The sequence below is a fragment of the Sphingomonas sp. FUKUSWIS1 genome, from assembly GCF_000733135.1.
In the GTDB taxonomy this organism is placed as follows: Bacteria; Pseudomonadota; Alphaproteobacteria; order Sphingomonadales; family Sphingomonadaceae; genus Sphingomonas; species Sphingomonas aerolata.
Window position 1 is genome coordinate 29,998 of sequence record NZ_JPJC01000242.1, and the last position, 26,589, is coordinate 56,586.

Consider the following 26,589-nt stretch of genomic DNA (forward strand, 5'->3'; position numbering starts at 1 on the left):
GGGTAAGAAGAGCCGTCCCAGCCTAGCGTTGCGAAAGGCCAAAGTGCGGAGGAGAACCACGTATCCAGCACGTCGGGATCACGCGTCAACGCGACGCCCGCGCCAGCGAGCGCCTGCGCTTCGGCCTCGGTTTCAGCCACGTACGGCGTACCGTCGGGCCCGAACCATGCCGGGATCTGATGCCCCCACCACAGCTGGCGCGACACGCACCAGGGCTGGATGTTCTCCATCCAGTTGAAGAACGTCTTCTCCCAGGTCTTGGGCACGATATCGATCGCGCCGACGCGCACCGCCTCGATCGCGGGCTGCGCGAGCGTCTTGGCGTCGACATACCATTGGTCGGTCAGCCACGGCTCGATCACCACGCCGGAGCGATCGCCATAGGGCGTCTGGATCGTGCGCGGCTCGGCGTCGTGCTCGACGCCGTCCTTGTCGACATGCGCGATCAGGAAGCCCTCGGCCTTCAGCTGCGCGACGACGGCTTTCCGCGCCTCCGCGGTCGTCAGCCCGAGCAGGTCGGCGGGGATCAGCCCGTCGGACACCTGCACGACGCGCGCCTTGGCATCGAGCATGTTGAGCATCGCGCCCGCGGCCATTCCTGCCCGCTTGCCGACTTCGAAATCGTTGAAGTCGTGGCCCGGCGTGATCTTCACCGCGCCCGATCCGAGCTCGGGATCGGCATGGTCGTCGGCGATGATCGGGATCAGCCGCCCGGTGATCGGCAGCTTCACCTGCTTGCCGATCAGCGCGGTATAGCGTTCGTCCGCGCCGTTCACCGCGACCGCCATGTCGGCGAGCATCGTCTCGGGCCGCGTCGTCGCGACCTCGATGAACCCCGATCCGTCGGCGAGCGGATAGCGCAAGTGCCAGAAGCTGCCCTTGATCTCGCGCGTCTCGACCTCGAGGTCGCTGATCGCGGTGCCGAGGCCCGGATCCCAATTCACCAGGCGCTTGTCGCGGTAGAGCAGCCCCTGCTTGTGCAGGTCGACGAACACCTTGAGGACGGCCTTCGAAAAGCCCTCGTCCATCGTGAACCGTTCGTTCGCCCAGTCCATCGAGCAGCCCAAGCGGCGGAGCTGCTGCGTGATCTCGCCGCCGCTCTCTTCCTTCCACGCCCAGACCTTGGCGATGAAGTCCTCGCGCGAGAGGTCGGTGCGCTTCTGCGGCGGGGACATTGCGCCCATCTGGCGCTCGACCACCATCTGCGTCGCGATACCCGCGTGATCGGTGCCGACCACCCAGAGCGCGTCCTTGCCCTTGAGGCGTGCATGGCGCGTCAGGATATCCTGCAGCGTGTTGTCGAGCGCATGGCCGATGTGCAGGCTGCCCGTGACGTTGGGCGGCGGGTTGACGATCGTCCAGGGTTCCGCGTTCGGGCGGTCGGGGCGGAACTGGCCGCTGGCCTCCCAATGCGCATACCAGCGCGATTCGATGGAGGCGGGGTCGAAGGTTTTGGGGAGCTCGCTCATACCGCGTGCCTTAGCGAGCGTGTCCGGGCTAGACCAGCCTCACGTCCGCGCCCCCGGCTTGTCGAGCACCGCCCGGATGCGGTCGTTCAACTCGTTCCGGCGATAGGGTTTGCGGATCAGTTCGAACGACCGGCTGCCCTCGTCGATCGCCTCGTCGGCAAAGCCCGTCGTCAGCAGCACCGCGGTGTGCGGATAGTCGCGCCGCACCGACTGGGCCAGGGTGACGCCGTTCATGCCGCCGGGCATCAGGATATCAGTGAACAGCAGGCGGAATTCGGAGTCCTGACGGAGCGTGTCCAGCGCGGCGCGCGCGCTGTTGACCAGGACGACGTCATAGCCGAGATCCTCGAGGATCGTCCGCCCCAGCTCGCCCACTTCGCGCTGATCCTCGACCATCAGCACCCGCTCGGCACCGCCCGCATGCGGTGCGATCGGCCCCGCGGTCTTGCGCTCGACCGCACCGCTCGCACGCGGGAAGTAGAGCGAGAATTCGGCACCGCCCCCGCTGAGGTTGCGCGCCGTCGCAAGGCCGCCCGACTGGCGCACGAATCCGTAGACCATCGCGAGACCCAGCCCGGCGCCCTTGCCCATCTCCTTCGTCGTGAAAAAGGGTTCGAAGATCTTATCGACGGTCCCGGGATCGATCCCCGGCCCGTTGTCGCGAATGCTCAGGACGACATATTCGCCGGGCTCCAGCCTCGCGACACCGCCATCCTCGGGAAGGACGGCGTTGCGCGTCGTGATCGTAATCTCGCCCGTGCCGTCGAGCGCGTCGCGGGCATTGGCGATGATGTTGAGCAGCGCCATCTCGGCCTGCACCGGATCGACGCGGCAATTCCACAGATCGGTCGCCAGGTCGCGCTTCAGCGTGATTCCACTGCCGATGCTGCGGTCGAGAATTGGCCGAAAATCACCCAGCAGCTGGTTGAGGTTCATCAACCGGTCGCGCAATTCCTGCTTGCGCGCGAAGGCGAGCAGCTGTTGCGTGAGCGTCGCCGCGCGCGAGGCCGAGGTCGATATCGCATCGACCGCCCGCCGCGCCGATCGATCGCTCGCGTCGATCCGCGCGTCGAGGATGTCGGCATAGCCCTGGATGACCTGCAGCAGATTGTTGAAATCGTGCGCGATCCCTCCGGTCAGCTTACCGACCGCCTCCATCCGCTGCGCCTCGTGCAGCGCCTCCTCGGCCTCGCGGCGGCGCGAGATGTCCAGCTGGCTCGCGAAGAAATAGCGCAGCTCGCCGTCGTCGCCGAACACGGGCGAGACGTAGAGCGCGTTCCAGAAGGTCGAGCCGTTCTTGCGATAGTTGAGCATCTCGACCGAGACTTCCTCACGCTTGGCGATCGCGGCGCGTAATTCGCCGACGACCGTGCGGTCGGTCTCGGGGCCCTGCAGGAAGCGGCAGTTGTAGCCGAGGATCTCGTCCTGCGAGTAGCCGGTCATGAACGAGAAGGCGTCGTTGCAAAAGATGATCGGGTTGTCGGGCCGATGCGGGTCGGTCACCACCATCGGCATCCGCGTGGTCCGCACCGCCGCGAAGAAGATGTCGCTGCTGGCATCGGCCGGCGCGATATCGCCCCGGACGCCCTGAGCGGCGAGACGGGCGGGGATTTCAGGCGCGGACACACTGTGATCGGACATTCGCCAACAACCATAGCGGAACCGTCACGGTTCCGCTCGTCGTGACATTACAGTCGTTTGGACCAGAACCCGGCGAGCAGTGTCCGATCGTCGCCAGCCGGCCAGGTCCCGATACAGGCAGCAGCGCGAAACGCTGCGGCCGGCCCGGTCAGGGCTGCTGGTTCATGATCTTGGCAATCTCGCGCGCGACCATGTCCTCGACCATGTCGGGCAGATTCGCGTCGATCCATTCGCGCAGCATCGGGCGCAGCATCTCGCGGACCAGACCCTCGAGTGTGCCGTCGCTGCTTCCCTCGGGCTTGACCATCATCCGCGTCAGCGCCTCGAGCGGCGCACGCGTCGCTGCCGCGGTTTCGCGCGACATGATCGGCTGGGCCGGCTCTTCTGCAGGCTGCGGAGCATGCTGCTGGGGCGCATGCGCGGCAGTGGGCGCGACATGCGGTGCGACATGAGGCTGGGGCTGGCTCCGCGGCGGCGCCTGGCGTGGTTCCGGCGCGGCGTCGACCGAGGTCAGCACCGGCGATTTCGGCGGGCGGGGGGTGCGGTCAACCATCGGCATCGGGTCGCTCAGTTCGAGGATTTCATCGTCGTCGATCGCGTCGTCGTCGTAATCGGCCGCATAGTCGGTGGCTGCCGATGCGGGCATCGCCCGCTGGTGGCGCCGCTGGCGGCTCGGCATGCCGTCGCCTTCTTCGGCAATGATGCGTTTGATCGACGAGAGGATTTCCTCCATCGACGGCTCCGCGCTGATATCCCCCATACGGACCATTCCAAACCCCGTCGCCCCACGCGCCCCTATTGGCGGCTCGGCGCATCCTTACCTGTCGTCAATGCCGGGTTCCTGTCAACCGGGCTGTCGAGCAACGGGTCAAGTTCACGGCGCACGGCGGCGTCCTGCGTGGGGGACTGGACGGTACGCGTCGCGACCGGCACCGGCTCGCCATCACCGCCCCAGTCCCAGATCTTCTTGTGGACGCGGTCGTAATTGGCGACCGGATCGTACAGCACGCCGCCGTCGAGCCCGAGGTCGCGCGCCTCCGCCTGCCCCATCGCCGCCAGCAGCGCGAAGCCCGCGACATAGGCGTCGCGCCGCGCCGTCACGAGCGTGACCTGGCTGTTGAGCAGTTCCTGCTCGGCGTTGAGGATGTCGAGGATCGTGCGCGTCCCGACGCTGTTCTCCGCCCGGACACCCTCGAGGCTCAGCTTGTTCGCGTTGACCGCGGTCTCTGACGACTGGATCACCTGTTCCGACGAACGCCAGACGGCATAGGCCGAGCGCGCCTGCGCGATCACATTGCGCTCGGCTGCGGTCACATTCTCGATCGCGCGGCTTTGAAACGCCTCGGCCTGGCGGACCTGCGCGGCGGGACGACCGCCCTGGAACAGCGGCATCGTCAGCGACAGGCCCGCCTGCACCGCCTTGTTCGCATTGGGAAAGGTGTTGATGCTGCCGTCGGTCGTCGATGCCGATCCGAGATAGTTGGTGTAGCTGGCGCCGCCGGTCGCACTGATCTGCGGCAGGCGGCTCGCCCGCGCGACACCGACATCGTACCGCGTCGCGTCGCGTTCCTTCGCCGCCGCGATCAGCACGGGATTATTGTCGATCGCCACCGTCACCGCCAGGGCGGGGCTGTCGGGCAGATGCGGCAGGGTCGGCGGCGTATCGAGCGTGCCGGCGGGCGTCCCGACAAAGCGGATATAGTTTTCCCGGCTGGTGATCAGCTGCGCCTCGGCCGACTGGAGCTGCGCCCGGGCGAGCGCGAGCCGTGCCTCGGACTGGGCGACGTCGGTGCGGGTCAGGTCGCCGACCTGGAACCGGTCGCGGCTGGCCTGGAGGTTGATGTCGAGCACGCGAACATTCTGCGTGTTCAGGCCGACGATCGCCTCGTCGCGGATCACGTCCATATAGGCGCCGACGACGTTGGTGAACAGATCGGCCTCGGTACCGCGCAGCGTCGCGCGGCCCGCCTCGACCCGAGTCTTCGCCGCGGCGACCGAGTTGCGCACCTGCCCGCCCTGATAGAGCGGCACGGAGACGTTCGCGCGTGCCACGACCTGACGTGGCAAGGCGATGAAGCTGTTCGCGGCGGTCACGACGAACTCGGTGTAATCGCCGGTGGCATTTGCCGAGGGCAACCCTGAGGCACGCGCGATCGGGACATTCTCGTCGGTCGCGCGCAGCGTCGCACGCTGCGCGGTGATCGTCGGGTTGGTCGTATAGGCCTTGACCAGCGCCTCGCGGAGCGTCTCCGCATGGACCGGTGCAGCGCTGTATAGCAGCGCAACACCCGAGAGCAGACGGCGGACTTGAGCGGCGCGCGGCATGATGTGCCTCAGAACTTGAAGGGTTTGGGTGTTTCGAAACCCGGCAGCGTCACGCACTCGACATCGACGAACGCCGCCAGTGCAAAGCCGCCATCGGTCTTTCGTCCCGATGCGAGCCGGGTCACGCCGCGATCCGCGATTCCGGCGACGATGCGGCCGTCCGACCGGATCTGCGCCACCAGCGTGTCGGGGATCGCCTCGACCGCGCCGTCGATGACGAGCACGTCATAGGGCGCGCCCGCGGCATGGCCCTGTGCCATCGGCCCCTCGACCAGTTTGACCGTCGGCGTGGCACCCAGCGCATCGCGCGCGGTGCCAAGCAAGGACGCATCGCTATCGACCGCAGCCACCGTGCCGACGATCTCGGCGAGCACCGCAGCGGTGTAGCCCGTCGCGGCACCGATCAGCAGGACCCGGTCGGTGGCGGTCAGATACGCCTCGGTCAGCAACCGCCCGGTCGCCATCGGCAGATTGGCGTAACGACCGCCGCCGAGCGGGATCGGCGCGTCGCGATAGGCGATCGACCGGACATCGTCAGGCACGAACGCCTCGCGCGGCACCCGCGCCATCGCCGCGACGACGCGCTGGTCACTGACCGCGTTGGTGCGCAGCTGGCTGGCCACCATGGCGTGACGCATGACCGCGAAATCGGGACCGCCGTCGGACGTGCCGACAGCCGCACGCGTGCGGGTAGTGGAGTTCGTATCGAGGCTGATCGTCGTCATGGTCCATCCTGTCGCACAGCTGTTTTAGTTGCGCAATACACTTGTTCGCTTGCGTCAATCTCTACCGTGCCGCCAGCGTCGCGCCAAGCGACCTGTCGCGAATCGCGCGAGACGGCCCGGCTCGGCACAACACAGAGGTCGGAATGGCACAGGGGCCGGATGCCGGGACTAGGGCGCCCCGCCCGCCCGTGTGACACCGAAATGCCGCGGGCGGGACGCCGAGGGCGCACGCAGAATGCGGCAACACCTCGCTCAGGCGCCTAGCACGGGCGCGCCCTGATCGGGCATGGGAATTTCCGCCGGGTCGATGACGGGCGTGGGCGTGGAATCGGGGGCGGGATCGATTCTGGGTGCCCGGCGGGCCGGCACCGCGCTGATGATCCGCTCACTCGTTTCGGCGGGAACCTGCAGCGCCTGGGTCGGCGCGCCGAGCACGGCGGCGCGCGCGCGGACGCTCGCGTCGAGAAACGGCGTGCTCATCGCCATGAACCGCCGCGGCGTCATCCCGAGAAACGTGCCGGCGTCGCGCAGGAAATGCGACACGTCGAAATAGCTCGGGTCGATCGCCGAATAATCGGTGCCGCCGGGCGTCCGGAACACGCGCAGGAACGAGCGCAGGAACCGTGCGCGCCGCAGCAGCATCTTGGGGGTGAAGCCGAAATGACGCACCGCCAGCCGCCGCAGCGTGTCGGGGCTGATCGCCAGCTTGCCCGCGACCGCGGCGACGTCGTCGCCGCCGTCCTGCCCGATCAGCCGGGTGAGCTGCCGGATCGTCGCGGATTCGCGGTGCGGCGGCCCGAGCAGGTCGCACAGGATAACATCGAGGATCGGCGCGACCTGATCGTCGCGCTCGGCCGCCCGCAGCGCGCTCGTCAGACGCTGGGTCGCGACCGGCCCGAGCGCGTCGGCAAGCGGCACGATCCGGTCACGATACTCCGCCGCCGACCGGTTGAACAGCCGGCTCCAGGCCAGCGCGCTGACCCCGAACCCGATCATGATGCCGCCATTGGTCGTCGCCTTCAGCGCGGTCCCCGTCGGGCCGTACAGCGTCGCCGCTGGCAGGGGCCCGAACGTCCGCCGGCCGATCGCCACGCTGATCGGTCCCGCCTCGAACGCGAACCGGACATTGGCCGTCCCCGGCAGGAAGCGGTTGACCTGGCCGATGCTGGCCGGACCGGTCGCGCGATAGACATGGTAGCCGGTGATGAGGTCGGTGAGCGCGTCGCAGGGCTGGTCATACCGGATCGCCATCCCCGCGGGCATCGCGAAGACATCGGGCGCCAGCCCTGCGCGGTTCGTTCCCCCGGACACCTGCATCACGTCCAAAAGAAACTCCATATGAAGCCAGGATTGGACCGTATCGTGCCTAATCCATCGCCGGCGTGCAAGCCGTCCCCCAACCCGGCACCGCACCGCCGTGGCACACTCCGCGACTATTTTAGCCCACAAACGCGATCGCCCGGTTGACCCGCCGCACAAAAGCCCGCATTTGCGCGCTCCGCATCGAGGCCCGATGGCGGAGTGGTGACGTAGAGGACTGCAAATCCTCGCACCCGGGTTCGATTCCCGGTCGGGCCTCCAGTTTCATATCCTATCGTTGACACATGACGCGACGCACCGCGGCGATCGAGCGCCGTGACTTGATGCGCGGACCGCGCTTTCCCAGGCATGAGCGCGGTCTTGAGACAAGTCCCCGCGACGACGCGGCGCTAGACCGCGGTCCCTGATCGACGCCAGGCATCCCGACATTCGATGATAGGGAGGCGGATCCGAAGCGCGACCGATTCGCTTTCACCCTTATTCGCCAGGTACATGTCATGACCCGACCATTGATCGCCGCCGGCATTGTCGGCCTTGCCATCGCCGCCACCGGGCTGGGCTGTCCGGCCTCGGCCGCGCCCTCCCCGCAGCGCATGCAGCCGCCCCCCGCACCCCAAAAAGCAAACGCGCCCGTCAGATCCAGCGCGAGCACCAACGTCCGTATCAGGGGCCCCGTCTTCGGTGTGAACATTGCCGGGTGCAGCTTTGTCGCCGACGGTACGCTCTGCCCGACGCCGGCGTCGGTCCGCGCCTATCTCGACAAGGGGTTCACGATGGTCCGCCTGCCGTTCAAGGGACCGCAGATGGCGGACCCCGCGATCCGCAGGAAATTGGTGGCAGCGACGCGGGCTGCGCTCGACCGCGGTGCCTATGTCGTGCTCGATCGTCACGACTATAGCTGGCCATCGGTATCCGAACAGGTCGCGTTCTGGACGTCGCTGATGGCGAGCATGCCGCGATCCGACCGGATCATCATCGACCCGATGAACGAGCCGAGGCATTTCGACGACCCGGTGCTGACCAACGACTGGGATCAATGGGCGCGCGATACCAACCAGATCATCGCGGGCCTGCGCGCCGCGGGGATCCGCAATGTCATCGCGCCGGAATATCCCGGGTCCTCCGCCACCTTCCGGCTGCGCAAGCGCGAGGACGCCGCCAAGCCGTCCGAAAGCGCGCTGGTCGCACTCGACCGCGCGGGCGGGCTGAAGGATCCGCTCGGCCTGACCATCATCAACGGGCACCGCTATTTCGACAAGGGGTCGAGCGGAACCCAGCCGAGCTGCACGGGGACGCCGGGTTATGACAATTTCGCGTCCGAGCTGCGGGCGCGCGGGCTGAAGGGAATCATCACCGAATCGGCGTTCGGACGCGCCGGGGCGATACCGCCGAGCTGCGAGGCGGCGGGCGCAGCAGCCATCGCCTATCTCAAGACCAATGCCGATACGGTCGTCGGCGTGACCTGGTGGGGCGGCGGCGCGGCCTGGAACGAGCGGTATCTGTTCAAGATCGAGCCGAAAAAGGGGAGTTTCGGCCCCAAGCACAAGGACGCCTATCTCGACCGCCTGCTCGGCCGCTGACCCCGCGCGGTTGTGGTCGAACGGGATAAAGGCGGACGCACGGTACCCGGCTTCGGGACGGCAGGATCAACGCTGGTGCGGCCGTCTCCCGAAGGAGAAGCGCGACTGGGAGTATGCGCACTTCTTGCATTGCCGCACCCAAGTCTCGCCACCGGCCTCATCCACTGAAACAACGCGCCATTCGCCGAGGCCATGCCAGCAGATGAGCATCAGGACACCGCTTCCGCCACGCGTACCGGCTCCGTCGCCGGAACGATGCCGGCCAGCGTGAACGCAATCTGCTCGAGTCTGGTATCGAGCTCCCGATTGTCGAATTCGCGCTCGATCTTGGCGCGTGCCGCCACCCGCATGCTCGCCAGATCCACCTCCCCCGATTCAATTGTCGTTATGATGTCGGCGATCTGTCCCGCATTGCGCTCCTCGACCAGAAAGCCCTCGACGCCGTCGTCGATGAGTTCCGGGATGCCGCTATGCCAAGTGGAGACGGTGATGACGCCGAGCGCCATGGCCTCCATCAGCGACACGGGAATCCCTTCCATGTCGCCATTGTCGGCGACGACGGACGGCAGCAGGAACACGTCGGACCGCTTGAGTTCCGCAAGCACCTCGCGGTGCGGGATCTTGCCGAGGAACGTTACGCGCGCAGGACAGGCCGCAGCAGCCTCGCGCAGTTCCTTCTCCAGTGGCCCGTAGCCGATGATCGACAGATGCGAATCGCCCGGCGCGGCGCACATGGCGTTGATCGCGTAGATCAGCCCCTTTTTCTGAACGAAGCGCGCCGTCGTCAGCAGCCGCAAGGGCCCGGCAGCGCCGCGGCGTGGCTGCGGCATCGGAAAATCGCTGACGTCGACCCCCATCCGGTGGACCGTGATCATCGCCGGGTCAGCACCCCAGCCGATCAGCTTCTTCTTCCACAATTCACTGATCGGAAGCAGTGCTTCGGTCTGGGTGAAGAGGCGGCGGTAATGCGGCAGGAATTTTTTGACGAGACTATGCTCGGTCACGTCAAGACCATGAAAGACAGTGGCGATCGGGCCCGAGATCAGACCGGCGTCGCGCAGATACATCGCCCGCACGCCCGCGGGACCGAAATGCGCGATGATGGCATCGAAATGACCAAGTCCCTGTTCGCCGACACTGAGAATATCGACGATCGGCGCGACGATTCCATCGCGCAAGCCAGTAAGTCCTGCGCGAATTCGCCGTCGGCTCTTGCCGGATTGCGCGCCAAGCAGAAGTCGAGCCGACTTTTTCAGCAAATGCGCGATCGGCGATGAGCCTCCTGTATTCGCGCGAACGGAGACGATATGCGCGGCACCGGATAGTGGATCATCGACAGAAAGATCATGCTGGCCGGTAATGATCGTAACCTGGTGGCCGAGGTCGATCATACCCCTGATCTGACGAACGACGAACGTTTCCGAAAGAACGGGATAGTTCGAAAGAAAGAAAGCAATCTTCATGACGTGCCGCCCGGTATATTGAACGAATGATGAAACCGGACTGGCGACGCCACTGGGCAATGCAGCATTGCTTACGAGCGCCGTCGATGCGGTTCACGCCGAGCCAGCACACAGGCGAGTTCAAGCAATTCAACGCCTAGGCGGATACAGAAGAATTTCTCCACGAAAAATTGCGGGTCTATCCGCGATCCCTGTACTTTATCGGGACTTGTTGCCGTCGGGCCACGCTTCCGGCGTTGCTTTGGCGATACCGGGGCGCACGTCCGGTCTACGCGCGCTGGATCAGGTGCAGGGCGACACGCCAGAACGGATAGGACGCGCATTGCGGCCAGGTGTGCGGGCACAGGCCTTCGACGTGCCAGCGCACGGCGAGGATCGCCAGCGTCGTCGCGATCGCGGTGGCGAGCGCGGTCAGCCAGCGCGCTTTCAGACCGATCCGCGGTTTGACGCCCCATTCGAGCAGCGCCGCCAGCAGCCAGAACGCCGCGATCTGCCAGCGGGAATAGGTGTCGAGCAGCATGAATCGCGAAAGGACGGCCAGGGCCACCAGCCCGGCCGCCAGCAGGATGTTCAGAAGGAACGTACGCATCGCGGTCTCGATCTGGAGGGGGCCTTGGCCGGGACGGGCATGGGAGACAACGCACGCCCTCCCCGACTGTCGTCCCGCGCCTGCTACTCTGAGCACATGAATGCGCTGTCCACAGCAGCGGATCATCGGACGATAGCTATAGAGAAGTGCGCGGCCCCGGCGCGGGGGCCAGGGATCTCTTTGATCCACATGGCGCTAGGTAAATGGCGGAGAGGGTGGGATTCGAACCCACGGTACCCTCGCGGGTACGCCGCATTTCGAGTGCGGTACGTTCGACCACTCTGCCACCTCTCCGCAAGGTCATCCGAAGTGCTGCGAGCAGCGCCTCCGATCGGTCGAGGGCGGGCCTCTAAATCAGACCTTGCCGCAGTGCAAGAGGGTTTTTGCAATCACGAGCGGCCCGGCTTGTGCGTCGCGAAACAGCGCTTAAATTGTCGCCATGCCCCGCCACGACATCCCCATCGACCCCGCCACCCCCGACATCGCCGCGTCCGATGCCCTCTCGTCCGAGCCGGCACCGGCGGCGGCGGTCGAGGTCGTTGCCCCGCCGATCGTCCATGCGAATTTCTCGATCGGCGATATCGTCCGGCACCGCCTGTTCGATTTCCGCGGAGTCGTGTTCGACGTGGATCCGGTCTTTGCCAATACCGATGAATGGTACGAGGCGATTCCCGAACAGATGCGGCCGAAGAAGGACCAGCCCTTTTACCATCTGCTCGCCGAGAATCGCGAGTCGAGCTACGTCGCCTATGTCAGCCAGCAGAATCTGGTGTCCGACGCGGGCGACGAGCCGGTCGACCATCCGGGCATCGCCGGATTGTTCACCGACTTTGCCGATGGTCGGTACACGTTGCGCGCCGTCCACCGGCACTGATCGCCTGCCGGGCGCGGCGTCCTGACGCGGGTCCGGCCAGGGCCTGCGATGTTTTAGCCCCCCGCATTGGCCCTTCTTGGTTGACATCGTCACGCCCCTCGCTTAGCTCCCCGGCTTCTCCCGGCGGACCCTGCGTTCGTGGGGCACATGTATTTGGAAAGTGACAAGGGCCATGTTCGCAGTCGTGCGCACGGGCGGCAAGCAGTATCGCGTCGCCGCCGGAGATAAGATCGTCGTCGAAAAGATCGAGGGCGATGCAGGTGCGTCGGTGACGCTGGGTGATGTGCTGTTGGCGGGCGAAGGCTCGGAACTGCGCTCGGTCGAGGGTTTCACCGTCGCTGCAGAGATCATCGCTCAGGCGAAGGCGGACAAGGTCATCGTCTTCAAGAAGCGTCGTCGTCACAACTATCGTCGCAAGAACGGCCATCGCCAGCAGCACACGATCCTGAAGATCGTGTCCGTCGGCGGCCAGACCGCCAAGCAGACCGAGGCTGACGCCCCGGCCGCTCAGGCATAAGGAGTAGCTTCAGATGGCACATAAGAAAGCAGGCGGCTCTTCGCGCAACGGTCGCGATTCAGCCGGTCGTCGTCTCGGCGTGAAGAAGTTCGGTGGCCAGGCATGCGTTGCCGGCAACATCCTCGTGCGCCAGCGCGGGACGAAGTTCTATCCGGGCACCAATGTCGGCATCGGCACGGACCACACGCTGTTCGCGCTGGTCGATGGCCGCGTCGTGTTCAGCCAGGGCAAACTTGGTCGCAAGTTCTGCTCGGTCGAGCTGGCAGCGAATGATGCCGCCGACATGGCAGTTGCAGCCGAATAACATCGGGTAACCATCCGGGTTGCCCACCAGGGTGACCCGGGTCGCGAAAGCGAACCTGAACAAGGGAGACGGGTCACCCCGGCTCCCTTTTTTATTGCTCCCTCCCCTTGGCTGTCGCCGTCCCGTCATCCTGACGTGGCATGCGCGCAGCCGACGACGCGAGAGGAAAAGAGCAATGTTCGCGCGCACGAAGAGACTGACCTTGCGGCCTGGCTGGCCCGAGGATGCGCCTGCGCTGACGCAGGCGATCGGGCACGAAGCCGTGATCGCCAAGCTGACGCGGGCACCCTGGCCCTATTCACTCGGCGACGCGGCGGCCTTTCTGGCGCAGCCGCGCGGCGAGCATCAGCCGCGCTTCCTGATCGACGCGCTCGACCCCGGTGCGCCGCGCCTGGTTGGCGGCATCGATATCCATGCATCGCCGGACGGGTACGGCCACGAACTCGGCTATTGGGTGACGCCCGATGCCTGGGGACGCGGCTATGCGACCGAGGCTGGCGAGGCGGTGATCGCGATCGCACGTCATGCGCTCGGGCTCCGGCGGCTCGAGGCGTTCCATTTCGTCGACAATCCCGCGTCCGGCCGCGTGCTGGCCAAGCTTGGCTTCCGGCCGACCGGGCGGGTCGAGCCGCGAACGTCGCGCGGGCGTGGCGGCGAGGCCCAGGCCGTGCTGTTCGAGCTGGTGCTCGATGAGGACCGATGTGCGCCGATGCCGATGGCGGCGTGATTCGCGCATCCCGGCCTTGAAATTGCACCACCCCGGCGAAGGTCGGGGCCCAGTTGGGGGACGTCGCTGACTGCGGTCATCGCGTTGTTACTACGACCTTTCCAACTGGGCCCCGGCCTCCGCCGGGGTGGAATGCCTGGCGACGTATTCGCCCCACATACTTTGCGGGAGAATCCGGGAGAGGAAAGGCCGCAACCGTAACTCAGGCTGTGGCCACCGCCCGCTTCTCGACCGGCAGCACCGCCGCCTCATAATCGCTTTCGGCCAGCGCGATGAGCGCGCGGTCGTCGTGTTTCCAGGGATGGAAGCCGGGCAGGAAATAGGCCGCCCAGACGCCCGCGATCTTGCGCGCCATCCCCGGATTGCCGAACGCATACCATGCCATCCGCGCCCAGATCCGCGGGCCCGTGAGCCCGTCCTGCCGCAGCAATTCGGTCATGCCGCGCGCCCGCCCCGTGAAGAAGCGCCACGTGGTGATCAGCATCACCAGCGACTTGACCCGCCAGCGGGTAAACCGCGGCCAGTCGCGGGTCGCATGCAGCCAGGTGTCATAGGCGACGCCCTTATGCTCGATCTCCTCGGCGGCGTGCCATTGCCACAGCGCCGCGGCCTGCTGGTCGCCGCCGGCGAGGTGCCGGGGGTTCGCGATCAGTTCATGCGCGAGCATCGCGGTGAAATGCTCGAGCGCGGTCGTCGCGGCGAGGCTCGCGATCGGCGGGCGCCCCTTGGTCAGCGCGAGCGCGGCGTCGACATCAGCGATCAGCGGCGCGACGTCATACCCCTGGTCGGTGACGTGCCGGTTGAACGCGACATGCTCGCGGGTGTGGATTACCTCCTGCTTGATGAACGCGTTGATCTCGGCGGTCAGCTTGGGCGGCGTACCGTCGCGAAACCGGCGAACGCTGTCGACGAAATAGCCCTCGCCCTTGGGGAAGGTGACCGACAAGGCGTTGTAAAAGGCCGTCGCGATCGGATCGTCGTTCAGCCACCACCGGCGGATCGGCGCGCCCCGGCCAAAACGACGATCGCGCGGCGTGATCGTCAGATCGACGGGTGTGGTTGCTTTCGCCACGGAAACCTCCAAACAGAGACAGATCGTCATTACTGACACAGTTGTAAGTAGGTTTTTCATTCCGTGACGTCAACACCCCGCAAGCGCCTCTCCCCGACCGAATCGCGTGATGCCGCCGTCGAGGCCGCGCGCGCGCTCCTGGTCGAAAGCGGTCCCGGCGCGGTCACGTTGAAGGCGGTTGCGGGCCGGATCGGGCGGACGCACGCCAATCTGCTCCACCATTTTGGCTCGGCCGAGGCGCTGCAGACCGCACTGATCACGCGGATGGCGGCGGACATCGTCGGCACGATCGGCGCCGCGGTGCTGCGTGTCCGCGCGGGCGAGCTGGATCCGCGCGAAGTGGTCGAGATGACGTTCGACGCATTCGGCAAGGGCGGCGCGGGCGCGCTGGCGAGCTGGATGATCCTGTCGGGCAACACCGACGCGCTCGACCCGATTCTCACCGCGATCCACGATCTGGTCGACGAACTTGCCGAGGGCGACATGCCCGGCGACCAGCCAATCCAGGACCAGACGCTGACGCTGGTCCTGATGGCGCTGGGCGACGCGTTGATGGGCGCGCCGATGGCCCGCGCGCTCGGCCTGCCCGCGACCAGGGCGCGCGAACTCGCGCTCGACGCGCTGCTCGCGAGCAAGGACGCCGCCGCCTGCCCGTCGGCCTGAGCAACGCCGACCAGGGTCCGAGTCGCAGAGGCTGGCGATTTTCGCCAATTTCGCTATGGGGCGGCGATGCATTTTCTAGACCAAGCCAAGATCTACGTACGTTCGGGTGAGGGCGGCCCCGGTGCCGTCAGCTTCCGCCGCGAGAAATTCATCGAATATGGCGGCCCCGATGGCGGCAATGGCGGCAAGGGCGGCGACATCGTGTTCGAATGCATCGCCGGCCTGAACACGTTGATCGACTTTCGCTACACACAGCATTTCCGTGCCCCGCGCGGCTCGGGCGGCTCGGGCTCGAACCGCACCGGCGCGGGCGGCGAGGACCTCGTCATCCGCGTCCCGCTCGGCACGCAGGTGCTGTCGGAGGACAAGGAGGAGGTGCTGATCGACTTCACGCAGGTCGGCCAGCGCGAAGTGCTGTTCCGCGGCGGCGATGGCGGCCGTGGCAACGCCAGCTACAAGACGTCGACCAACCGCGCTCCGCGCCAGCACGGCACCGGCTGGCCCTATGGCGAGGCCTGGGTCTGGCTGCGACTGAAGCTGCTTGCCGATGCGGGTCTCGTCGGCCTGCCGAATGCGGGCAAGTCGACCTTCATCAACCAGGTCACCAACGCGCAGGCCAAGGTCGGCGAATATGCCTTCACCACCACCCGGCCGCAGCTGGGCGTGGTTCGCCACAAGCAGCGCGAATTCGTCGTCGCGGACATTCCCGGGCTGATCCAGGGTGCGGCCGAGGGCGCAGGCATCGGCGACCGGTTCCTCGGACATATCGAACGCTGCCGCGTGCTGCTGCATCTGGTCGATGCGAACGACGCGGATGTCGGCGAATCCTACCGGATCGTCCGCGACGAGCTGGCCAATTACGGCGAGGGCCTGACCGACAAGAAGGTGATCGTCGCGCTGAACAAGACCGACATGCTCGACGCCGAGCTGATCGCGGCGCTGTCGGCCGAACTGGCCGAGGCCAGCGGCGCCGAGGTGATGGCGATGTCCGGCGCGAGTGGTGCCGGCGTGGAGGCCGTGCTCGACAAGCTGATCGGCGAGATCGGGCCCGCGCCGGGTGCGCCGAAGGAGCTGGCGGAGGGCGAAGAGCCGGTCGCATGGTCGCCGCTGTAGCGTTCAAAACCGCTCCGTAGCCCGATCATGTACGCCATCGTCATCCCCGCGCAGGCGGGGATCCATAGCCTCAGGGGTATGCGATTCGGTGGTGAGGCCAGCCAATATGGGTTCCCGCCTCCGCGGGAATGACGATAGGGTGTTGCAGGCTATGACGACCTACGGGGAGGACCTACGGGGTCGACCAATGATGTTTCCGCCGTCCTCCTGTCCCCGCCTGATCGTGAAGATCGGTTCGGCACTGCTCGTCGATCCCGACGGCAGCGTCCGGCGCGACTGGCTCGCCGGGCTCGTCGCCGACATCGCCGCGCGCACCGGTGCCGGGCAGCAGGTCGCGATCGTGTCGTCCGGGGCAATCGCGCTCGGCGCGCGGCGGCTTGGCCTCGCCAAGGGCGGCCGCGCGAGTCTCGAGGACGCGCAGGCCGCCGCCGCCACCGGGCAGATCGCGCTGAGCCAGGTCTGGGCCGAGCTGCTCGCCGCGCAAGGCCTGACCGCGGCGCAGATGCTCGTCACGCTCGACGATCTCGAGGACCGCCGCCGCTATCTCAACGCCGCCGCGACGCTCAATCGGCTCCTGTCGCTCGGGGTCGTACCGGTCATCAACGAGAATGACAGCGTCGCGACCGCAGAAATCCGCTTCGGCGACAATGACCGGCTCGCGGCGCGGGTCGCGCAGGCCGCGGGCGCGCAGGGTGTGATCCTGCTCTCCGACGTCGACGGACTCTATACCGCCAATCCGCATGTCGACCCTTCGGCCACCCACATCGCCGATGTCCCGCGGATCGACACGGTCGCCGCGATGGCGGACGACGGGTCGGGGTCCGGAATGGGATCGGGCGGCATGGCATCGAAGATCGCCGCCGCGCGAATCGCCACGGCGGCGGGCATTCCGCTCGTGATCGCCTCGGGCCGGATCGACCATCCGCTCGCCACCCCTGCCCGCCATACGATCTTCAGCGCCGAACGCACCGCGTCTGCGCGGAAAGCCTGGCTGGCGGGCGGGCTGACCGCGAAGGGCACGATCCATGTCGACGCCGGCGCCGCCGCCGCGCTCGGCCAGGGACGCAGCCTGCTGGCCGCGGGTGCGACGGGGCTCGACGGGGGCTTTGTGCGCGGCGATCTGGTGACGATCGAGGGGCCGGCCGGCACGGTCGCGCGCGGTCTCGCAGAATATGACGCGGCGGACACCGCGCGTCTGCTCGGCCGTCATAGCGACGATCACGCCGCGATCCTCGGCTATGCGCCGCGCTCGGCGCTCGTCCATCGCAATCATCTGGCGCTCGTATGACTGCCGCGCAAATGTCGATCTGGAGCGAGCCGTCATGATCCTGGCCATCACCGGCGGCACCGGGTTCGTCGGCAGCCACCTGATCGACCATGCACTGGAGACGGGACACACGATCCGCGCGCTCGCGCGCAAGCCGCAGGCCAAGCGCATCGGCGTGACCTGGATCGAAGGCGCGCTCGATCGCCCGAAGAGCCTGGCGACGCTGGTCGAGGGCGCGGACGTGGTGATCCACGTCGCCGGCGTGGTCAATGCCGCCGATCGCGCGGGCTTTGCCGAGGGCAATATTGCTGGCACCCAGGCGATTGTCGACGCGACGCGGTCGGCGGGGATCCGCCGCTTCGTCCAGGTCTCGTCGCTGGCGGCGCGCGCGCCGGCGCTTTCCAACTATGGCTGGTCGAAGGCCGAGGCGGAGACGTGCGTCGCAGCCTCGGGGCTCGACTGGACGATCGTCCGCCCGCCCGCGATCTTCGGCCCGCGCGATCACGACCTGCTCGACGTGTTCAAGGCGGCGCGGTCGGGGTATGTGCCGATGCCCCCTGCCGGCACGCGCGTCTCGCTGCTCTATGTCGAGGATCTGACCGCACTGCTGCTCGCGCTGGCCGAGATCCCGGTCGCGCCGGCGATCATGGAACCCGACGACGGTACGCCCAAGGGCTGGGACAATCGCGACTTCGCGCGCGCGATCGGCGTCGCGGTCGGCAAATCGGTGAGGCCGCTGTCGATGCCGCGCGTGATCCTGTCGCTGGCGTCCGCCGCCGACCGTCTCGTCCGGCGCGGCAAGGCCAAGCTGACGCGCGACCGGGTCCGCTATTTCTGCCATCCCGACTGGGTCTCGCACACGCCGCCGCCGGCTGCGCTCTGGACGCCCTCGGTCCCGACGCCGAAGGCACTGGCGCAAACCGCGGCGTGGTATCGCGCGGCGGGACTGCTATAGCGCCGAAAAGCCGCCGCAATTCGCTGTCAGGATTGCGTCGACACCCGGAAGGAATAGCATGAGCGACCGTCAGCAGATCTACGACACCGTCACCGCGCAGATCGAGCCGTTCAACAAGAAGGGCGTCGCGCTGAGCGATGCGACGACCTTCCAGGGCGATCTCGAATGGGACAGCCTGACCGTCATGGATTTCGTTGCCGCGATCGAGGATGAATTCGACATCATCATCACGATGAACATGCAGGCCGAGATCGAGACCGTCGGCCAGCTGGTCGATGCGGTCGCGAAGTTGAAGGCCGCCTGAGTCAATGCCCGCCCCTGCCCCTCGCCCATAACCCCCGTTCGTGCTGAGCGTAGTCGAAGCACATGAGACACAGGCCCTTCGACTTCGCTCAGGGCGAATGGCAAGGGGCGATACCGTCCTGATCTGGAACCGAACATGACCGAAGCCGCCACCACCGCCCACGCCCTCCCCGTCGATCCCCCCGAGGTCGCGCCCGAACGCGATCTGATGAGCAAGTTCGACGGGCTGATCGCCGAACGCGAGGCGCTGGTGAAGTCCGGCGTGCGCAATCCGTTCACGATCGTGATGGACGAGGTCAAGTCGCCGACCCAGGCGGTGATCCGCGGCAAGGACACGATCCTGCTCGGTACCTATAACTATATGGGGATGACGTTCGACCCCGACGTCATCCAGGCGGGCAAGGACGCGCTCGAGAAATTCGGGTCGGGCACCAATGGCAGCCGGATGCTCAACGGCACGTTCCACGACCATATCGACGTCGAGCAGGCACTGCGCGACTTCTACGACATGAGCGGCGCGATCGTGTTCTCGACCGGCTACATGGCCAATCTCGGGATCATCTCGACGCTCGCGGGCAAGGGTGAGTACGTCATCCTCGACGCGGACAGCCATGCGTCGATTTATGACGGCTGCAAGCAGGGCAATGCCGAGATCGTCCGGTTCCGCCACAACGACGTCGCCGATCTGGACAAGCGGCTCGGCCGCCTGCCGAAGGAGGCCGGCAAGCTGGTGGTGCTCGAAGGCGTCTATTCGATGCTCGGCGACATCGCCCCGCTGAAGGAGATGGTTGCGGTCGCCAAGAAGCATGGTTGCATGGTGCTGGTCGACGAGGCGCATTCGATGGGCTTTTTCGGCCCCAATGGCCGCGGCGTGTACGAGGAGATGGGGCTGACCGACCAGGTCGATTTCGTCGTCGGCACCTTCTCGAAATCGGTCGGCACCGTCGGCGGGTTCGTCGTGTCGAACCATCCCAAGTTCGAGATGGTCCGCTTCGCCTGCCGCCCGTACATCTTCACCGCGTCGCTGCCACCGTCGGTGGTCGCCACTGCCGCGACGTCGATCCGCAAGCTCATGACCGCGCACGACAAGCGCGCGCAACTCTGGAAGAATGCACGGGCGATGCATGCGGGCCTCAAGGCGATGGGCTTCAAGCTCGGCACCGAGACGTCGGATTCGGCGATCATCGCGATCATCCTGACCGATCAGGAACAGGCGATCGCAATCTGGCAGTCGCTGCTCGAGGGCGGGCTGTACGTGAACATGGCACGCCCGCCGGCGACGCCTGCGGGCACGTTCCTGTTGCGCTGTTCGCTGTGCGCCGAACATACCGACGCGCAGGTCGAGACGATCCTCTCCATGTTCCGCGACGCGGGTCGCGCCGTCGGCGTGATCGGCTAGCAGCCGGCCGCTGTCATTGCGTCGGGAGCAATACGCACGCTATCGTCGCGGGGTGACGCAGGACGAGGCCGACGCGGCAGCCCTTGGGGGCGGTGCGACCTGGCGGACCATCACGCTCATCGTGATGGCGCTGCTGGGCGCCGCCGTTCTGGTCGGGCTCATCGCCACGCTGAGCAGCGCGAACCGTCAGCGCGACAGCGCGTTGCGGCTGCAGGCGCACAGCTATGACGTGATGATCCTCGCGCGCACGCTGTCGAGCACGATCGCCCGGTCCGAAGCGTCGCTCGGCCGCTATGTGATCAGCGGCGACCGGCAACTGGGCCGGCTCTATTTCGAGGAATGGGTCCTGGCCGGGACGCAGCTCAACCGGCTCGAGCGGCTGACCTACGACAATGGCGAACAGCGCGGGCACATCGCCGAACTGCGCCAGGCCTATGAAGACCGCGGCCGCGAGCTGTCGATGACCGCGCTCAGCACCAATTACGGCAAGAATTCGCAGGCGTTCGCACGCTATTACCAGGGCCGCAATGCCCCGACGCTCATCGCGATCAACCGGACGCTCGACCGGCTCATCGCGCGCGAGCGGGCGCTGCTCGACAACCGGACGTCGCGGGCGATGGCATCGGTCGAACGTTCGAGCTCGATCGCGGGCGTGCTGGCGGTGTTCGGGATGCTGATCGTGCTCGGCGCGATCGGGCTGGGCTGGTTCACGATCCGCGCGGTCAGCGACCGGGCAGTCGCGCAGGCGGACGCGGACATGGAACGCAGCCGCGCCGAGGAACTGTCCGCTGCGGTCGAACAGGCGACTGCCGAGTTGCGCGTGCAGGACGCCAAGTTGCGCCAGGTCCAGAAGATGGACGCGGTCGGCCGCCTGACCGGGGGTATCGCGCATGATTTCAACAACATGCTTGCCGTCATTCTGGGCGGGCTGGAACTGGCGCTGCGCAACATCGCGCGCGATCCGGCGACCGCGCGGCGGCACATCGAGAGCGCGACCGATGGCGCTACCCGCGCCGCCGCGCTGACCCGCCGGCTGCTCGCCTTCAGCCGTGAGGATTCGCTTAAACCCGAAACGATGGGGGTTGCAGGTCTGGTCGAGGGCATGTCCGACCTGCTCGACCGTACGCTCGGCGATGCGATCACGCTGCACGTGGTCGACGCGTCCGAGGGCTGGCGGGTCCGCGCGGATCGCGTCCAGCTCGAAAATGCGGTGCTCAACCTTGCGGTCAACGCGCGCGACGCGATGAACGGCCGCGGCACGATGATCGTGACCACCGGCGCCGCGGTGCTGGCCGCGGGCGCGATCGGCGACTGCCCGGCCGGTGACTTTGCCACCATCACGGTCGCAGACGACGGCAGCGGCATGTCGCCGGACGTCGCCGAGCGCGTGTTCGAGCCGTTCTTCACCACAAAGGAAACCGGCAAGGGCACGGGCCTTGGCCTCAGCCAGATCTTCGGCCTCGTCCGGCAGCTGGGTGGCGAGATCGCGATCGCCAGCGTGGTGGGCGAGGGAACGACGGTGACGCTCTACCTGCCCCGCGACACCAGCGATCCCGCGATCGAGCCGCAACCCGTTCTGCCGTTTGCGGACCTGCCAGAGCCGGTGCAGCCCGTCGCGCCGACGGGGCTGAACGTGCTGGTGGTCGAGGATGATCCCCGCGTGCTCGCCGCGACGATCGGTGCGCTCGAGGAGCTTGGCCATCATCCGGTCGCCTGTGACGACCCGACCCATGCGGCGGCGATGCTCGCGCGTCACGGCGCGATCGACCTGATCATTTCTGACGTGCTGATGCCGCGCCAGACGGGGCCCGAGATGATCGCGGCGTTGCGGCCGCTATTCCCCGACATTGCGATCCTGTTCGTCACCGGCTTTGCGGGCGAGGCCGCGACGAGCGAGTTCGGCGAGCATGAGGTGTTGCGCAAACCCTTCACGCTGAGCGGCCTGGAACGCGCGGTCGCGGCGGCAATGGGCACCGACCGCCCTACCCCGCCCCGCCAGATGGCGGCCGAATAGACCGTGACAGGCCCGCCCCGTCCGCCCTATATCCCTGACCCTATATCCCGCGCGAAAAGCTGATATAGACCCGCCCCACGCCTCGCGTTCGAGGCGCTCGCAGAGCCCCCGCTTCATGAAATCCATCGATCGCTACATGGCCCGGCTGATCGCGGTCCCGCTCTTTTCGACGCTGATCATCGCGGCGATGCTGCTCGTGCTCGACCGGATGCGCCGGCTGTTCGATTTCGTCGCGACCGAGGGCGGACCGATCAGCGTCGTCTGGCGGATGCTCGCCAATCTGCTGCCCGAATATCTCGGCCTCGGGATTCCGATCGGGCTGCTGCTCGGTATCCTGCTCGCGTTCCGCAAGCTCGCGACGACGTCGGAACTCGACGTCCTGCGCAGTGTCGGGATGAGCTATACCCGGCTGCTGCGGGTGCCCTATATGTTCGCCATCGTGCTGGCGATCGCCAACCTGCTGATCGTCGGCTATCTCCAGCCGATCGCCCGCTATTATTACGAGGGGCTCCGCTTCGAGCTGCGCACGGGCGCGCTCGGCGCGTCGATCAAGGTCGGTGAGTTCACGCATCTGGGCGACCGGATGACGCTGCGGATCGAGCAGAGCCGCGACAAGGGGCGCGAGCTGTCGGGTATCTTCGTCCATGCGCAGACGCCCAAGAACGACTGGATCGGCGTCACAGCGGAGAAGGGACGCTTCCTCGCGACCGACGATCCCAACGTCATCATCTTCCGTCTCGCCAACGGCACGCTGATCCACGAACGGCCCGAATTCAAGACGCCGCGCGTGCTGACCTTCAGTAGCCATGACCTGCCGATCAACCTGCCCAAGTTCGAGAGCTTCCGCGTCCGCGGCGGGCGCAACCTCGAATTCACGCTGCCCGAACTCGCACGTGCGGGGCATGAGGCGGCGACGCCCGAGCTGCGCGATGCGAGCCGGTCCGAATTCCACTTCCGGCTGGCGGAGGTGGCGATGATGTTCCTGCTGCCGATGCTTGCGGTGGCGCTCGGCGTGCCCGCGAAACGATCGACGTCCGGTCTCGGCGTCTTCCTGTCGATCGTGATGATCGTCACCTATCACAAGGTGAACCAATATGCGGCGGACGTCGGCGAGCTTGGCCGGATCGACCCGCTGATCGCGCTCTGGGTGCCGTTCACGGTGTTCGCAGGGCTGATCCTGTGGATGTACTACACCATCGCCTATGTGCCCGGCGGCGAGCCGATCGGTGCGCTCGAGCGCGGCGTCGGCCGGATCGGCAAGGCGATCACCAGCCGGCTGCCCGGGCGCCGCAAAGAGAAGACGGCATGAGCAGGATCACGATCTTTCCGTCGCGCACGGTCGCGGTCTATATGGGCCGGCTGTTCATGACGCGGACGTTCAGCATCCTCGCGGCGCTGGTGCTCGTGCTCCAGGCGCTCGACCTGCTGAGCGAGTCGGGCAACATCCTGGCGCAGGCGGGGAATGGCGACGCCCAGGTCTGGCAATATGTCAGCCTGCGCGCACCGCAGATCATCGCCTTCGCGCTGCCCTTCTCGGTGCTGCTCGGCACCATCCTGACGCTGATCACGATGAACCAGAACAGCGAGATCATCGCGCTCAAGGCGTCGGGGCTGTCCGCGCATCAGGTGCTCGCCCCGCTGCTGATCGCCAGCCTGGTCGTCGCGATCGTCAGCTTCAGCTTCAACGACCGCGTCGTGTCGCGCGCCACCGCCACCCTGTCGCAGTGGCAGAAGGTCAATTACGGCGCGATGCCGATCGACCGTGGCGACCGTGCCAATGTCTGGGTCCGCGACGGCGACGACCTGATCCAGGTGAACCAGACGCGCGGCAAGGGCGCGGGCACGCGGCTCGGCGGGGTGACGCTCTATGATCGTGCTGGTGGAAGCCTCGTCTCGATCATCCGCGCCCCCAATGGCAAGCGCGTCGCCGGGGGCTGGGAGATCGGCCCCGCGACGCGGTTCGACGTCGCCAGCGGCACGCTGACCACGCTCGGGTCGGTGGTCGTCGGGCGCGATGTCCGGCCCGACCAGTTCACGCTCGCGAGCGTCGACGCCGACAGCCTGTCCTTCGGCGCGCTGAAGGCGGCGATCGGCGATCTGGCCGACGCGGGGCGCCCGACCAAGGCACTCGAGGGATCGCTCTGGCACAAGCTGTCGGGACCGCTGTCCTCGGTGCTGATGCCGCTGCTCGGCGCGGTCGCGGCGTTCGGCATCGCTCGCTCGGGCAAGCTCTTCGTCCGCGCGGTGATCGGCATGGGGCTGGGCTTCGCCTATTTCGTCGCGGACAATTTCGCGCTCGCGATGGGCAATCTCGGCGCCTATCCGCCGTTCCTCGCCGCCTGGGCGCCCTTCCTCCTGTTCTTCCTGATCGGCGAGGCGGTGCTGTTCCGGACCGAGGAATAGCCGCTGTACGAACCGCGTGATCGTCGATATCCGCAGCGGCTGACGACGAAGCGCTGAGGGGCGAGCCAATGGCCGGTACGATAACGATCCGCAAGGTCGAGACGAAGCGTGATCGCAAGGTCTTTGTCGATGTGCCCTTCGGCCTCTATCGCGACGATCCGCACTGGGTCCCGCCGCTCAAGACCGAAGCGCTCGGGCTGATCACGCCCGAGAAGAATGGCTGGTTCAGCCATGCCAAGGCGCAACTGTTCCTCGCCGAGGAGAATGGCCGGGTCGTCGGTCGCATCTCCGCGCATATCGACACGCTCGCGCTCACCATGCCCGCCGAACAGGGCTTTGGCCCCGGCGTCGGCCAATGGGGGCTGATGGAGGCGGAGAGCGAGCCGGTGTTCCAGGCTTTGCTCGCCGCCGCCGAGGATTGGCTGCGCGCACAGGGCATGGCGCGGATGCTCGGCCCGATCAGCATGTCGATCTGGGAGGAGCCCGGTCTCCTCGTCGAGGGCTATGATCACGCGCCGACGATCATGATGGGGCATGCACGCCCCGAATATCGTGACTGGGTCGAGCGGTCGGGCCAGGTCCCGGTCAAGCGGCTGATGACCTATGAGGTCGACGTCACGCGGCAATTCCCGCCGATCGTCCAGCGGATCATCAAGTCGGGCGAGAAGAATCCGCGGATCGTCATCCGCGAGGTCGACAAGTCGCGGTTCGAGGACGAGGCCGCGATCATCCTAGCCATCCTCAACGATGCCTGGTCGAGCAACTGGGGGTTCGTGCCCCTGACGCCGCCCGAGATCAAGGATGTCGGGGTCAAGCTCAAGCCGATCGTCTTCAACGACCTGATCCGGATCGCCGAGGTCGACGGCAAGCCCGTCGCGTTCATGATCACGCTGCCCGACCTGAACGAGGCGATCAAACCGCTGCGCGGGTCGCTCCTGCCGTTTGGCTGGGCCAAGCTGTTGCTGTGGCTGCGCAAACCAAAGGTGAAGACGGTCCGCGTGCCGCTGATGGGAGTCGTCCGGGAGCTGCAGTCGTCACGCATGGCAAGCCAGCTCGCCTTCATGATGATCGAATATATCCGGCGTTCCGCCTCGCAGGATTACGGCGCGACCCGCGCCGAGATCGGCTGGATCCTCGACGACAATCAGGGGATGCGCTCGATCGCCGAGACGATCGAGAGCCGCATGAACAAGGTCTACCAGGTCTACGAAAAGACGCTCTAGCGGCCGTATGACCGGCCTGCGATCAGCCGATCAGCCCGTCGCCCTGTGCCTCACGCGCGAGGATCCGGCCGATCGCGTCGAACAGCGAATCCATCGCGACCGGCTTGAAGATCACATCGTCGGCGCCCGCGGAAAGACAGCGCTGGCGAAGGTCGGGGGCGACGTCCGCGGTCACGACGATGATCGGGACCATGCCCTTGGCGTCGGACCGCGCGCGGATGTGGCGGATCGCGGTGATCCCGTCCATGCCCGGCATGCGCAGGTCGACCAGCACCATCTCGAAATCCTGCTCGTCGAGGATTTCGAGGCCACGCTCGGCGCTTTCCGCCTCGACCATCGTCGCGCCGGCCACGTCGAGCATGTCGCCCACCACGCGGCGGTTCATCCGATCGTCCTCGATGAACAATATGTTCAACATATCCTCCGTGACGGGTCGACCGGGAGAGGCGCACTGTCCGTCATTGCTAGGCGTTTACGCATCAAGCCGCCCGCGAGACAAGATCGGGAATTGCGTTGTTTTTAACTACCGGCGACGCGAAGATCGCTTCGACCAGATCCGCACCCGATACAGGCTTCGCAACGATGCGTGTAATGGCAGTCGTGAGCAATGCCGGATCGTCGAGCCGATCGGCGGGCCACAACA

General features: G+C 66.6%; 25 protein-coding genes and 2 tRNA genes. 16 read left to right on the top strand and 11 right to left on the bottom strand.

The genetic code is table 11. The features are described 5' to 3' along the window. The 6 genes from sphsw_RS19005 to sphsw_RS15040 form a co-directional block, all read right to left on the bottom strand. Nucleotides 1–1,469 (bottom strand): valine--tRNA ligase (locus sphsw_RS19005; RefSeq protein WP_042467459.1); only part of this gene is annotated, 1,469 nt, incomplete at its 3' end. A 39-nt stretch (nt 1,470–1,508) separates the two neighbouring features. Continuing rightward, a complete protein-coding gene (locus tag sphsw_RS15020; protein WP_052380966.1) occupies nt 1,509–3,110 on the bottom strand; it encodes a histidine kinase famiy protein in 1,602 nt (533 codons plus the stop codon). A gap of 148 nt (nt 3,111–3,258) precedes the next feature. Beyond that, nucleotides 3,259–3,870 (bottom strand): DUF2497 domain-containing protein, encoded by a 612-nt coding sequence (locus tag sphsw_RS15025; RefSeq protein WP_031441330.1) that lies wholly within the window; start codon nt 3,868–3,870, stop codon nt 3,259–3,261. 35 nt (nt 3,871–3,905) lie between these two features. Continuing rightward, a complete protein-coding gene (locus sphsw_RS15030) occupies nt 3,906–5,435 on the bottom strand; it encodes a TolC family outer membrane protein (RefSeq protein ID WP_031441331.1) in 1,530 nt (509 codons plus the stop codon). A gap of 8 nt (nt 5,436–5,443) precedes the next feature. Next, nucleotides 5,444–6,073 (bottom strand): protein-L-isoaspartate O-methyltransferase family protein, encoded by a 630-nt coding sequence (locus sphsw_RS15035; RefSeq protein WP_031441332.1) that lies wholly within the window; start codon nt 6,071–6,073, stop codon nt 5,444–5,446. 339 nt (nt 6,074–6,412) lie between these two features. Further along, entirely contained in the window at nt 6,413–7,498 is a 1,086-nt protein-coding gene (locus sphsw_RS15040) for a helix-turn-helix domain-containing protein (RefSeq protein ID WP_031441333.1), read from the bottom strand. 169 nt (nt 7,499–7,667) lie between these two features. On the opposite strand from sphsw_RS15040, the gene sphsw_RS15045 reads away from it, so the two are divergent. Both sphsw_RS15045 and sphsw_RS15050 read left to right on the top strand, forming a co-directional pair. Next, nucleotides 7,668–7,741, top strand: a tRNA-Cys gene (locus tag sphsw_RS15045). 236 nt (nt 7,742–7,977) lie between these two features. Continuing rightward, nucleotides 7,978–9,060: a cellulase family glycosylhydrolase gene (locus sphsw_RS15050; RefSeq protein ID WP_081874362.1), complete on the top strand. Its 1,083-nt coding sequence runs from the start codon at nt 7,978–7,980 to the stop codon at nt 9,058–9,060. Nucleotides 9,061–9,269: 209 nt separating this feature from the next. Here sphsw_RS15050 and sphsw_RS15055 read toward each other — a convergent pair whose 3' ends face one another. The 3 genes from sphsw_RS15055 to sphsw_RS15065 form a co-directional block, all read right to left on the bottom strand. Beyond that, entirely contained in the window at nt 9,270–10,523 is a 1,254-nt protein-coding gene (locus sphsw_RS15055) for a glycosyltransferase (RefSeq protein ID WP_052380967.1), read from the bottom strand. Nucleotides 10,524–10,791: 268 nt separating this feature from the next. Then, nucleotides 10,792–11,112: a hypothetical protein gene (locus sphsw_RS15060; protein ID WP_031441336.1), complete on the bottom strand. Its 321-nt coding sequence runs from the start codon at nt 11,110–11,112 to the stop codon at nt 10,792–10,794. 204 nt (nt 11,113–11,316) lie between these two features. Then, nucleotides 11,317–11,406, bottom strand: a tRNA-Ser gene (locus sphsw_RS15065). A gap of 145 nt (nt 11,407–11,551) precedes the next feature. On the opposite strand from sphsw_RS15065, the gene hspQ reads away from it, so the two are divergent. The 4 genes from hspQ to sphsw_RS15085 all read left to right on the top strand — a co-directional run bounded on the left by hspQ (nt 11,552) and on the right by sphsw_RS15085 (nt 13,534). Then, entirely contained in the window at nt 11,552–11,986 is a 435-nt protein-coding gene (gene hspQ / locus sphsw_RS15070; RefSeq protein WP_081874363.1) for a heat shock protein HspQ, read from the top strand. Nucleotides 11,987–12,158: 172 nt separating this feature from the next. Beyond that, a complete protein-coding gene (gene rplU / locus sphsw_RS15075) occupies nt 12,159–12,503 on the top strand; it encodes a 50S ribosomal protein L21 (protein ID WP_031393729.1) in 345 nt (114 codons plus the stop codon). 13 nt (nt 12,504–12,516) lie between these two features. Then, entirely contained in the window at nt 12,517–12,807 is a 291-nt protein-coding gene (gene rpmA, locus sphsw_RS15080) for a 50S ribosomal protein L27 (RefSeq protein WP_031393730.1), read from the top strand. A gap of 175 nt (nt 12,808–12,982) precedes the next feature. After that, the gene (locus sphsw_RS15085) at nt 12,983–13,534 is read left to right on the top strand and encodes a GNAT family N-acetyltransferase (protein WP_031441337.1); all 552 of its coding nucleotides are present in this window, start codon (nt 12,983–12,985) and stop codon (nt 13,532–13,534) included. A gap of 202 nt (nt 13,535–13,736) precedes the next feature. On the opposite strand, the gene sphsw_RS15090 is transcribed toward sphsw_RS15085, so the two are convergent. Then, complete coding sequence (locus sphsw_RS15090; protein ID WP_042467462.1) at nt 13,737–14,636, bottom strand: metal-dependent hydrolase; 900 nt, start codon at nt 14,634–14,636, stop codon at nt 13,737–13,739. A gap of 33 nt (nt 14,637–14,669) precedes the next feature. Here sphsw_RS15090 and sphsw_RS15095 point away from each other — a divergent pair, with 33 nt between their 5' ends. From sphsw_RS15095 to sphsw_RS15140, 10 genes are all read left to right on the top strand, one after another. Beyond that, nucleotides 14,670–15,269 carry a TetR/AcrR family transcriptional regulator gene (locus sphsw_RS15095; protein ID WP_031441339.1) on the top strand — a complete coding sequence of 200 codons (600 nt, stop codon included), beginning with the start codon at nt 14,670–14,672 and terminating at the stop codon, nt 15,267–15,269. 66 nt (nt 15,270–15,335) lie between these two features. Beyond that, on the top strand, nt 15,336–16,382 hold the full coding sequence (obgE, locus tag sphsw_RS15100; RefSeq protein ID WP_031441340.1) for a GTPase ObgE: 1,047 nt from the start codon (nt 15,336–15,338) through the stop codon (nt 16,380–16,382). A gap of 187 nt (nt 16,383–16,569) precedes the next feature. After that, a complete protein-coding gene (gene proB, locus sphsw_RS15105; RefSeq protein WP_031441341.1) occupies nt 16,570–17,670 on the top strand; it encodes a glutamate 5-kinase in 1,101 nt (366 codons plus the stop codon). Nucleotides 17,671–17,704: 34 nt separating this feature from the next. Further along, nucleotides 17,705–18,604 (top strand): NAD-dependent epimerase/dehydratase family protein, encoded by a 900-nt coding sequence (locus sphsw_RS15110; protein WP_031441342.1) that lies wholly within the window; start codon nt 17,705–17,707, stop codon nt 18,602–18,604. Nucleotides 18,605–18,662: 58 nt separating this feature from the next. Further along, complete coding sequence (locus sphsw_RS15115) at nt 18,663–18,908, top strand: acyl carrier protein (RefSeq protein WP_031394130.1); 246 nt, start codon at nt 18,663–18,665, stop codon at nt 18,906–18,908. Nucleotides 18,909–19,043: 135 nt separating this feature from the next. Then, nucleotides 19,044–20,306 (top strand): serine palmitoyltransferase, encoded by a 1,263-nt coding sequence (gene spt / locus sphsw_RS15120; protein WP_031394131.1) that lies wholly within the window; start codon nt 19,044–19,046, stop codon nt 20,304–20,306. 124 nt (nt 20,307–20,430) lie between these two features. Beyond that, on the top strand, nt 20,431–22,320 hold the full coding sequence (locus sphsw_RS15125; RefSeq protein WP_081874368.1) for an ATP-binding protein: 1,890 nt from the start codon (nt 20,431–20,433) through the stop codon (nt 22,318–22,320). Between the two features lie 115 nt (nt 22,321–22,435). After that, on the top strand, nt 22,436–23,629 hold the full coding sequence (gene lptF, locus sphsw_RS15130) for an LPS export ABC transporter permease LptF (protein ID WP_031394134.1): 1,194 nt from the start codon (nt 22,436–22,438) through the stop codon (nt 23,627–23,629). Then, nucleotides 23,626–24,723: an LPS export ABC transporter permease LptG gene (gene lptG, locus sphsw_RS15135; RefSeq protein ID WP_031394135.1), complete on the top strand. Its 1,098-nt coding sequence runs from the start codon at nt 23,626–23,628 to the stop codon at nt 24,721–24,723. The genes lptF and lptG overlap by 4 nt, the downstream gene beginning before the upstream one ends. A gap of 68 nt (nt 24,724–24,791) precedes the next feature. Continuing rightward, a complete protein-coding gene (locus sphsw_RS15140; protein WP_031441344.1) occupies nt 24,792–25,946 on the top strand; it encodes a hypothetical protein in 1,155 nt (384 codons plus the stop codon). A 22-nt stretch (nt 25,947–25,968) separates the two neighbouring features. Here the strand turns inward: sphsw_RS15140 and sphsw_RS15145 are convergent, their stop codons facing one another. After that, nucleotides 25,969–26,361, bottom strand: a complete 393-nt coding sequence (locus tag sphsw_RS15145; protein ID WP_031394137.1) for a response regulator — start codon at nt 26,359–26,361, stop codon at nt 25,969–25,971. Nucleotides 26,362–26,589: the final 228 nt, after the last annotated feature.

Excerpts from the sequence above, each read along its gene's own strand:
- sphsw_RS15020 (WP_052380966.1), bottom strand. The coding sequence starts at position 3,110 with ATGTCCGATCACAGTGTGTCCGCGCCTGAAATCCCCGCCCGTCTCGCC.
- sphsw_RS15025 (WP_031441330.1), bottom strand. The coding sequence starts at position 3,870 with ATGGGGGATATCAGCGCGGAGCCGTCGATGGAGGAAATCCTCTCGTCG.
- sphsw_RS15030 (WP_031441331.1), bottom strand. The coding sequence starts at position 5,435 with ATGCCGCGCGCCGCTCAAGTCCGCCGTCTGCTCTCGGGTGTTGCGCTG.
- sphsw_RS15035 (WP_031441332.1), bottom strand. The coding sequence starts at position 6,073 with ATGCGTCACGCCATGGTGGCCAGCCAGCTGCGCACCAACGCGGTCAGT.
- sphsw_RS15040 (WP_031441333.1), bottom strand. The coding sequence starts at position 7,498 with ATGGAGTTTCTTTTGGACGTGATGCAGGTGTCCGGGGGAACGAACCGC.
- sphsw_RS15050 (WP_081874362.1), top strand. The coding sequence starts at position 7,978 with ATGACCCGACCATTGATCGCCGCCGGCATTGTCGGCCTTGCCATCGCC.
- sphsw_RS15055 (WP_052380967.1), bottom strand. The coding sequence starts at position 10,523 with ATGAAGATTGCTTTCTTTCTTTCGAACTATCCCGTTCTTTCGGAAACG.
- sphsw_RS15060 (WP_031441336.1), bottom strand. The coding sequence starts at position 11,112 with ATGCGTACGTTCCTTCTGAACATCCTGCTGGCGGCCGGGCTGGTGGCC.
- hspQ (WP_081874363.1), top strand. The coding sequence starts at position 11,552 with ATGCCCCGCCACGACATCCCCATCGACCCCGCCACCCCCGACATCGCC.
- rplU (WP_031393729.1), top strand. The coding sequence starts at position 12,159 with ATGTTCGCAGTCGTGCGCACGGGCGGCAAGCAGTATCGCGTCGCCGCC.
- rpmA (WP_031393730.1), top strand. The coding sequence starts at position 12,517 with ATGGCACATAAGAAAGCAGGCGGCTCTTCGCGCAACGGTCGCGATTCA.
- sphsw_RS15085 (WP_031441337.1), top strand. The coding sequence starts at position 12,983 with ATGTTCGCGCGCACGAAGAGACTGACCTTGCGGCCTGGCTGGCCCGAG.
- sphsw_RS15090 (WP_042467462.1), bottom strand. The coding sequence starts at position 14,636 with ATGACGATCTGTCTCTGTTTGGAGGTTTCCGTGGCGAAAGCAACCACA.
- obgE (WP_031441340.1), top strand. The coding sequence starts at position 15,336 with ATGCATTTTCTAGACCAAGCCAAGATCTACGTACGTTCGGGTGAGGGC.
- proB (WP_031441341.1), top strand. The coding sequence starts at position 16,570 with ATGATGTTTCCGCCGTCCTCCTGTCCCCGCCTGATCGTGAAGATCGGT.
- sphsw_RS15110 (WP_031441342.1), top strand. The coding sequence starts at position 17,705 with ATGATCCTGGCCATCACCGGCGGCACCGGGTTCGTCGGCAGCCACCTG.
- sphsw_RS15115 (WP_031394130.1), top strand. The coding sequence starts at position 18,663 with ATGAGCGACCGTCAGCAGATCTACGACACCGTCACCGCGCAGATCGAG.
- spt (WP_031394131.1), top strand. The coding sequence starts at position 19,044 with ATGACCGAAGCCGCCACCACCGCCCACGCCCTCCCCGTCGATCCCCCC.
- sphsw_RS15125 (WP_081874368.1), top strand. The coding sequence starts at position 20,431 with ATGGCGCTGCTGGGCGCCGCCGTTCTGGTCGGGCTCATCGCCACGCTG.
- lptF (WP_031394134.1), top strand. The coding sequence starts at position 22,436 with ATGAAATCCATCGATCGCTACATGGCCCGGCTGATCGCGGTCCCGCTC.
- lptG (WP_031394135.1), top strand. The coding sequence starts at position 23,626 with ATGAGCAGGATCACGATCTTTCCGTCGCGCACGGTCGCGGTCTATATG.
- sphsw_RS15140 (WP_031441344.1), top strand. The coding sequence starts at position 24,792 with ATGGCCGGTACGATAACGATCCGCAAGGTCGAGACGAAGCGTGATCGC.